Genomic DNA, 9,488 nt, shown 5'->3' with positions numbered 1-9,488 from the left:
TCCCGAACTCAGCAGTGAAACGATGCATCGCCGATGGTAGTGTGGGGTTTCCCCATGTGAGAGTAGGTCATCGTCAAGATTAAATTCCGAAACCCCTATCTGCGTATGCAGGTAGGGGTTTTGTTTTGCCCGCAGGAAAGTTCGTACAGCATTATCGGACCGCTTCCGGCTGTCACAGTCTGATGACAGTGCTAAGGTTCGGCCCTAGCTTTTGTATTTTCCCAAGGAAGCCTTTATGCCGGACGCTACGTCCCTCAGTGCTGGTTTTATGGTGGTTCACGGCAACCGCCTGGACGAGTTGCGCAGCCTGGTGGTCAGCTGGATGCGGCGCTACCCGCTGGCTCCCTTGGAAAATGAAATCGCTCTGGTACAGAGTAACGGCATCGCCCAATGGCTGAAGCTGGCACTGGCCGAAGACCCCGAAGATGACGACATGGGCGGCTGTGGAATCGCCGCAGCCATCGACGTGCAGTTACCGGGCAGCTTCATGTGGCAGCTCTATCGCATGGTGCTGGGACGTGACGAAATCCCGGTCAAATCCTTGCTCGATAAAGCCCCGCTGACCTGGCGTCTGATGCGTCTGCTACCACAGTTGATTAACCAACCGCACTTCGAACCCCTGCAGCGCTTCCTTACCAATGACACCGACTTACGTAAACGCTATCAATTGGCGGAGCGACTGGCAGACCTGTTTGACCAATATCAGGTCTACCGTGCCGACTGGCTCGAAGACTGGGCAGAAGGTCGCCATCAGTTACGAAATGGCAGAGGCGAAGCCAAAGCGCTGACCCCGGCCAACTGCTGGCAGGCGGAGCTGTGGCGTGCGCTGTTGCTGGATGTCGGAGAGCAAGGCATGGCGCAAAGCCGCGCAGGCGTTCACCAACGCTTTATCGAGCGCATCAATAGTCTTGACGTAGCGCCCAGCGGATTGCCGTCACGGGTGATCGTTTTCGGGATTTCTTCACTGCCTGCTCAGGCCCTGGAAGCGCTTGCCGGGCTTGCTCGATTCAGCCAGGTCTTGCTGTGCGTACACAACCCATGTCGTCACCATTGGGCAGACATCGTCGCCGATAAAGATCTGTTGCGACATCAGTACAAGCGTCAGGCTCGCAAGAGCGGCATGCCGATTGTGCTCGACTCGCAAACGCTCCATCAGCATGCCCACCCGCTACTGGCAGCGTGGGGTAAGCAGGGGCGGGACTACATCAATCTGCTCGACAGCTACGACGATCCTAATAGTTATCGCTCGGCATTTCGTGACGGGCGTATCGATCTATTCAGCGAAAACCAGCCACAGAACATGCTTAATCAATTGCAGGACGACATCCTGGAATTGCGTCCCCTGAACGAGACTCGCGAGCGTTGGCCCGTTGTCGATGTGAAAAAGGACGAATCGATCCGTTTTCACATCGCCCATAGCGCCCAACGCGAAGTGGAGATACTCCACGATCAGTTGCTCGCACGATTCAGTGCTGACCCAGACCTAAGGCCTCGCGACGTAATCGTGATGGTCCCGGACATTGACAGTTATGCCCCGCACATCCGTGCTGTCTTTGGTCAGCTTGATCGCTTTGATCCGCGCTTCATTCCTTTCACACTTGCGGATCAAGGCCAGCGCGGCCGGGATCCGCTATTGATCGCTGTCGAGCATCTGCTCAAACTGCCCGACAGTCGTTTTCCCGTCAGCGAAATCCTCGATCTGTTGGACGTTCCGGCATTACGCGCTCGGTTTGGCGTAGAGGAGCGTGACCTGCCTACCTTGCATCGCTGGATTGAAGGCGCAGGTATCCGCTGGGGGATGAACGCCGAGCAGCGCGCGGGTCTGGGCCTGCCTGATGAGCTGGAGCAAAACAGTTGGCGTTTCGGTCTGCGACGGATGCTGCTGGGTTATGCCGTGGGTAGCGGCAATGCCTGCGAGGGGATCGAACCCTACGACGAGATTGGTGGTCTGGATGCCGCGCTCATAGGTCCTTTGGTCGCACTGCTGGATGCGCTGGAAATTGCCCATCAGGAACTCACTCAACCTGCGGCGCCTAAACAATGGGGCTCGCGGTTGCAAGCTTTGGTGCAGCTATTCTTCCTGGCCAGCAACGAGCATGACGACTATTTGTTGGCCCAACTCGAAGAGCTTCGCGAGACCTGGCTTGAAACCTGCGAATCCGTAGGTTTGCAAGACGAGTTACCGCTGACCGTAGTCCGGGAAGCCTGGCTGGCGGGTCTCGACCAAGGTCGCCTGTCTCAGCGTTTCCTCGCCGGGGCCGTTAACTTTTGTACCTTGATGCCCATGCGAGCGATCCCCTTCAAACTGGTCTGCCTGCTTGGCATGAATGACGGTGATTACCCTCGCGCGCAGCCGCCGCTGGACTTCGACCTGATGGGCAGTGACTACCGCCCCGGCGATCGTTCCCGACGCGAGGATGATCGCTATCTGTTGCTGGAAGCATTGTTGTCCGCACGCGATCAACTCTATATCAGCTGGGTCGGCCGCAGTATTCGGGACAACAGCGAGCGCCCTGCTTCGGTGTTGATAGGGCAGTTGCGTGACCATCTCGGCAGCGGCTGGCGACTGCACGATGACAATGATGACCTGCTTGAATCCATGACCCAGGAACACCCGCTGCAACCTTTCAGCGCTCGCTACTTTCACGAAGGCGATGATCTATTCAGCTACGCCAGCGAGTGGCAGGTTCTTCATCAAGCCGGTGATCTGGCGACTGATATCGAAGTACTTGAACCCTACGTCCAGGACGAACCGCTGAGCCTGGGTCTGCTGCAGGATTTTCTGCGCAACCCGGTACGACATTTCTTCAGTCAGCGGCTCAAAGTGTTCTTTGAGGCTGCCGACGTGCCTTTGGCAGATGAAGAGCCATTCGTACTCGATGCGCTGCAACGCTACAGCCTCAGCGACAGCTTGCTCGAAGCGGCGCTGGGGCAATTGGAGCAAACCGATCAGGTACTGGAGGCGCAGGCAAAACGCCTGCAAAACAGCGGGCTTTTGCCCATGGCCGGTTTTGGCGAATGTCTTCAGCGAGAGTTGATCGAGCCGCTGCCGGATTTGCTGCTGCGCTATCAGCAACTTCTGGCGTTATGGCCGACCTCGCTCACCAGCGCGTTACCGGTAAGTCTGGAACTACAAGGATTGCGTCTGGAGGGCTGGCTCAGTGGCCTGCATCAACGCGCAGATGGCGGGTTGTTGTCGGTGACTACGATTCCCAACAGCATCGGTTCGATCAAGGCCCGCAAATGGCATCGCCTGACGCGACCTTGGGTCAATCACCTGGTGGCGTGTGCCAGCGGCATGCCGATGACCACCGCGTTGGTGGCCAGCGACGACAGTTTGCTGCTCGGTCCGATAGAGGAGGCCGCAGCATCTCGGGTTCTGGGCGATCTGTTGTTGGCTTGGCAAACGGGCATGCGCCAGCCGCTGCCGATTGCAGTAAAAACAGCGTTCGCCTGGCTCGCTCAAACCGACCCGAGCAAAGCTGACGCCGCTGCCCGCAAGGCCTATGAAGGCGACGGCCAGAACACTGACGGCGAGCGCCGCGAAAGCCCGGCGCTCACTCGGCAATACGCCGATTACGATGCACTGACTGCGGACGAGACCTTCCCCGATTGGTGCAACGCTTTGTATCGGCCGCTGTTTGAGGCCTCCTGGCGTTCATCGACCAGCCAGGAGGCGCGCTCATGACCACGAAAACTCCGCTGGCCCTGGCATTCCCGCTACGTGGCAGCCAGCTGATTGAGGCCAGCGCCGGGACCGGCAAGACCTTCACTATTTCTGCGCTGTACTTGCGTCTGGTCCTTGGCCACGGCGGCGAGTCGAGTGGTTTTGGCCGTGAATTGCTGCCGCCGCAAATCCTCGTGGTGACCTTCACCGATGCCGCGACCAAAGAGCTGCGCGAACGTATTCGCACACGGCTGGCTGAAGCCGCACGGTTTTTCCGCGATGAGACACCGGCTCCGGATGGCCTCATTGCCGAGTTGCGCGAGCAGTACCTCCCCGAACAGTGGTCCGGCTGTGCAAACCGCCTGGACATCGCCGCCCAGTGGATGGATGAAGCGGCGGTATCGACCATCCACAGTTGGTGCCAGCGCATGTTGCGCGAACATGCGTTCGACAGTGGCAGCCTGTTCACCCAGACCCTGGAAACCGATCACAGCGATTTGCTCGGCGAAGTCCTGCGCGACTACTGGCGACTGTTCTGTTATCCAATGCAAGGCGATGCACTGAACTGGGTTCGCGGCAATTGGGGCGGCCCGGCGGCATTGTTGCCGCGAGTGCGTGGGTTGTTCGCCAGCGAGCGTGACAGCGTTGAAGGTAAAGAGCCTGCCGAGTTGATTGCCGAGTGCCTGCAGGAGCGACGGGCCGCTTTGCTCGAACTCAAGATGCCCTGGCGCCAATGGGCGGATGAGTTGCTTGCCATCTGTCACCAGGGCGTCGCGAGCAAGAGCGTCGATGGCCGCAAGATGCAGCCGCGCTACTTCGAACCCTGGTTCGAAAAGCTCCGGGCCTGGGCCGAAGACGAATCTCTCGAGCAGTTGGACATTGGCACCGGCTTCACTCGCCTGACCCCCGATGGCATGGCTGAAGCATGGAAGGGTGAAGCTCCCCGTCATCCCGGTCTCGATGCGATGCCCGGTCTCAAGACCAGTCTCGATGGGTTGCCGACCCCCGATGCCGCCGTGCTGCAACACGCCGCTCACTGGGTGGGTGCACGGTTCGAGGAAGAAAAGCGTCGCCGCGCGGAAATGGGCTTCGATGACATGCTGCTGCGCCTCGATGCGGCTTTGCAGTCCGAAGGCGGTGAGCGCCTGGCAACACTGATCCGCGAGCAGTTCCCGGTCGCGTTGATCGACGAATTCCAGGACACCGACCCGGTGCAGTATCGAATCTTCGAGAGCATTTATCGCATCGAAGACAACAATCCTGAAACCGGTCTGTTTCTGATCGGTGACCCGAAGCAGGCGATCTATGCCTTCCGCGGGGCCGACATTTATACCTACCTGCGCGCCCGCCAGGCCACCACTGGCCGGCTGCATACCCTGGGCACCAACTTCCGTTCCAGCCATGGCATGGTCAGTGCGGTGAACCATGTGTTCGAGCGCGCCGAATCTCGTGAGCAGGGACGCGGAGCATTCCTGTTTCGTGAGAAAAGTGGCGAGAATCCGGTACCGTTCCTACCCGTCGAATCCCAAGGGCGCAAAGAAGTCCTGCAGATTGATGGTCAGGTTGTACCGGCCCTGAACATCTGGCATCTGTCCGCCGATCAGCCACTGTCTGGCGCGGTGTATCGACAACAATTGGCCGCCGCCTGCGCCAGTGAAATCACCGCGCTGCTCAATGGCGGTCAGCAAGGCTGTGCTGGCTTCATCCAGGACGGTAAGGACTTCAAAGGTCTACTGCCATCGGATATCGCAATTCTGGTGCGCGACGGCAAAGAGGCCCAGGCCGTGCGTGGCGAACTTTCGACCCGCGGCGTGCGCAGTGTTTACCTGTCAGACAAGGACTCCGTGTTCGCCGCGCAGGAAGCCCATGACCTGCTGACCTGGCTCAAAGCGTGTGCCGAGCCGGATGTCGAGCGTCCCCTCCGTGCCGCTCTTGCCTGCATCACACTGAACCTTTCGCTGGCTGAGCTGGAGCGGCTGAATCAGGACGAACTGGCCTGGGAAGCACGGGTCATGCAGTTCCGCGGTTATCGCGAGCTCTGGCGCAAGCAAGGCGTGTTGCCAATGTTGCGGCACCTGTTACATGACTTTCAGTTGCCCCAGGCGTTGATCGCGCGCAGTGATGGCGAGCGGGTGCTGACCAACCTGCTGCACCTGTCCGAGCTGCTGCAGCAAGCAGCCGCTGAGCTCGATGGCGAGCAAGCCTTGATCCGTCACTTGTCCGAGCATCTGGCATTGTCCGGTCAGGCTGGCGAAGAACAGATCCTGCGCCTGGAAAGCGATGAGCAACTGGTCAAGGTTGTGACCATTCACAAATCCAAAGGACTTGAATATCCGTTGGTATTTCTGCCGTTCATTTGCTCGGCAAAACCGGTGGATGGCAGCCGTTTGCCGTTGTATTACCACGACGCGACGGGCAAGGCTCAGGTGAGCTTGAAGCCGACGCCGGAGTTGATCGCCCAAGCCGATGATGAGCGCTTGGCCGAGGATCTCCGGCTGCTTTATGTCGCCCTGACCCGGGCACAACATGCCTGCTGGCTCGGTGTGACTGACCTCAAGCGCGGCAATAACAACGGATCGACGTTGCACCTTTCAGCGTTGGGTTATCTGCTGGGCGGTGGTACGCCATTGGCCGAGTCTGCAGCGTTGCGGCGTTGGCTGGAAGATTTGCAGCAGGACTGCCCGGCGCTGAACTACGGTGAAATGCCTGAAGCGAGCGCCGAGCATTACCATCCGCCGCGCAATGAAGCGACCTTGCTTGCGCCGCTGATACCCAAACGCAAGGCCAGCGAAAACTGGTGGATTGCCTCCTACAGCGCCCTGCGCATTGGCGATAGTCTGAGCGTTGGCAGTGACGAAGCTCCAGAGAGCCCACAAGCACAAAAGCTTTTTGACGACGAACGTCTCGATCCGCAAGCGCCACGAGAAGTGATTGCTGGCGGGGCTGATATCCATCGATTCCCTCGCGGGCCGAACCCTGGCACTTTTCTCCATGGATTGCTTGAGTGGGCCGGTGACGAAGGTTTTGCCGCTGCACCACAAGCTGTGGAAGACGCCATCGCCCGTCGCTGCAATCGCCGTGGCTGGGAAGGCTGGATCACGACGTTGAGTGACTGGCTACAGCACTTGCTCAAATCCCCGCTGCACATCGGCGGCGGGCAGGCACCGGTGGTGTTCGAGCAACTGACCCAATACCGGGTCGAGATGGAATTCTGGTTCGCCAGTCACAAAGTCGATGTGCTCAAACTCGATGAACTGGTGCGCCAATACACCCACAACGGCGTGGCCAGGGTGGCTGCCGAACCGGTGCTGCTCAATGGCATGTTCAAAGGCTTTATCGACCTGACGTTCGAGCACGACGGTCGTTATTACGTCGCCGACTACAAATCCAACTGGCTGGGCGTCGATGACGCGGCCTATACCGGGCAGGCCATGGAGCAGTCGATTCTCGATAACCGTTACGACCTGCAATATGTGTTGTACCTGCTCGCCTTGCATCGCCAGCTCAAGGCGCGGCTGGTCGATTACGATTACGACCGGCATGTTGGAGGAGCGTTGTACCTGTTCCTTCGCGGTACTCGCGCGGCCAGCCAGGGCGTGTATTTCGCCCGTCCGCCACGGGAGCTGATCGAGCGTCTGGACCGGTTGTTCCAGGGCAAGCCAGAGCCCAAGGCCGAACCCGCCTGGGAACAGGGAGTACTGCTATGAGTCGCACCTTTGCCGATTTGCTGCCCACGCCATTGGCGGCCGAAAGTCTGGCGGACCTGGCCCCCCTGAGCCGCGCAGATGACTTGTTGCTGCTGCTCACGCGCTGGGTCGAGCGCGGTTGGCTGCGGGCGCTGGACAAGGCCTTCGTGGCTTTTCTCCACGAACTCGCCCCCGACGATGATCCACTGATGCTGCTGGCCGCCGCGTTGACCAGTCACCAGTTGGGCCACGGCCATGTTTGCCTGGATCTGTTCGAAACGCTGAAAGAGCCGGACTTCGCTCTGTCGCTGCCGCCGGAAGGTGATCTGCAAAGTGGCGCGATGTTGCTGCCGTCGCAATTGCTTGAGGCGCTGGACGGTGCTCATTGGTGCAAGGTCCTGGCGTCCAGCCGTCTGGTGGCTCTGGCCGTCGACGGGCGTGAAGCCGCGCAGCACCGGCCGTTGGTGCTGTCGGGTAAACGCCTGTACTTGCGTCGCTACTGGGCTTACGAACGGCGGATCGATAACGCCCTGCGTCAGCGCCTGGCTGCACACGGAACAACACCGAGTGATTTGCCCCAACGCCTGACCGGCCTGTTCGGCCCAGCCAGGCCTGATGAAGTGATCGACTGGCAGAAGCTCGCTTGCGCCCTGGCTACCCGTAGCGCATTCAGCATCGTCACTGGTGGCCCGGGGACCGGTAAAACCACCACAGTCGTGCGCTTGCTCGCATTGCTCCAGGCACCCGCGATTGAGGCCGGCAAACCACTGCGCATTCGTCTCGCGGCACCCACTGGCAAAGCTGCCGCACGGTTGACCGAATCCATTAGCCAACAGGTTCAAACCCTGGAAGTTGCTGAAACGGTGCGGGAGAAGATCCCGTCGGATGTGACCACCGTGCACCGTTTGCTCGGCAGTCGTCCCGGCACCCGGCATTTCCGGCACCACGCCGGCAATCGCTTGCCGCTGGACGTATTGGTGGTGGACGAAGCCTCGATGATCGACCTGGAAATGATGGCCAATTTGCTCGACGCATTACCGGCCCATGCCCGTCTGGTGCTGCTCGGTGACAAGGATCAACTGGCGTCGGTAGAGGCCGGTGCCGTCCTGGGCGATCTGTGCCGCGATGCCGAAGCCGGTTGGTACAGCCCGCAGACACGCCAGTGGCTGGAGGCAGTCAGCGGTGAAAACCTCCGTAGCAGCGGTTTGCACGAAGACATCAACGGAGCGCATCCCCTGGCTCAGCAAGTCGTGATGCTGCGTCACTCACGGCGCTTCGGCGAGGGCAGCGGTATTGGCCAGTTGGCCCGTTGGGTCAACCAGCAGCATCCTGAGGAAGCCCGCAAGTTACTGGCGGCTGGAAGCCATGGCGACGTATTTTCCCTGCCTCTCAAGGGTGAGCAGGACCGGGCGCTGGAGCGGTTGTTGCTCGAGGGTCATGGCGAGGGGCCGCAAGGTTATCGGCATTACCTGGGTCTTTTGCGCAGTCAGCGGCCACCGCTCAACAGCCCGCTCGACGATCCATGCTGGGCCGATTGGGCTCGCGTGGTGCTGCAAGCTTTCGATGCCTTCCAGCTATTGTGCGCGGTACGCAAAGGGCCTTGGGGTGTGGAAGGCTTGAATCAGCGAGTGACCGACGCGCTGCTCAAGGCTCGGCTGATCGACAGCGACCACCAGTGGTACGAAGGTCGACCCGTGCTGATGACCCGTAACGACTATGGTCTGGGGTTGATGAACGGCGATATTGGCATTGCCCTCAAGCTGCCGGAGCGTGAGGGCCCCGACGCTGGACGGCAAGTGCTACGTGTGGCCTTCCCGCGTAACGATGGTCAGGGCGGTGTGCGCTTCGTCCTGCCAAGTCGGCTGAACGATGTCGACACCGTGTACGCCATGACCGTACACAAATCCCAAGGCTCGGAATTTGCCCATACGGCGTTGATTCTGCCGGACGCCCTGAACCCTGTGCTCACCAAGGAACTGATCTATACCGGGATTACCCGGGCCAAACACTGGTTCACCCTGATTGAGCCTCGCGCCGGCGTATTCGAAGAGGCCGTGCGGCGCAAGGTCAAGCGCTTGAGCGGGTTGATGCTGGAGCTGGAAGAGGGGATCGAGCCGGGTCACTGAAAAGGGGAA

The 9,488-nt window shown here is 59.9% G+C and carries 3 protein-coding genes; all 3 read left to right on the top strand.

Features of this window, described 5'->3' with window-relative positions; genetic code table 11:
- Positions 1–235 precede the first annotated feature (235 nt).
- The 3 genes from recC to recD are packed head-to-tail and all read left to right on the top strand — an operon-like array spanning position 236 to position 9,479.
- Positions 236–3,688, top strand: a complete 3,453-nt coding sequence (gene recC, locus KGB18_RS16220) for an exodeoxyribonuclease V subunit gamma (RefSeq protein ID WP_123719099.1) — start codon at positions 236–238, stop codon at positions 3,686–3,688.
- Positions 3,685–7,374, top strand: a complete 3,690-nt coding sequence (gene recB, locus KGB18_RS16215; RefSeq protein ID WP_223570227.1) for an exodeoxyribonuclease V subunit beta — start codon at positions 3,685–3,687, stop codon at positions 7,372–7,374. The genes recC and recB overlap by 4 nt, the downstream gene beginning before the upstream one ends.
- On the top strand, positions 7,371–9,479 hold the full coding sequence (recD, locus tag KGB18_RS16210) for an exodeoxyribonuclease V subunit alpha (protein ID WP_223570226.1): 2,109 nt from the start codon (positions 7,371–7,373) through the stop codon (positions 9,477–9,479). The genes recB and recD overlap by 4 nt, the downstream gene beginning before the upstream one ends.
- Positions 9,480–9,488: the final 9 nt, after the last annotated feature.

It is taken from the genome of Pseudomonas sp. BF-R-26 (assembly GCF_019947395.1).
Taxonomy (GTDB): domain Bacteria; phylum Pseudomonadota; class Gammaproteobacteria; order Pseudomonadales; family Pseudomonadaceae; genus Aquipseudomonas; species Aquipseudomonas farris.
The sequence above is the reverse complement of the archived record's forward strand: the minus strand, read 5'-3'. Positions and strand labels throughout refer to the sequence as shown.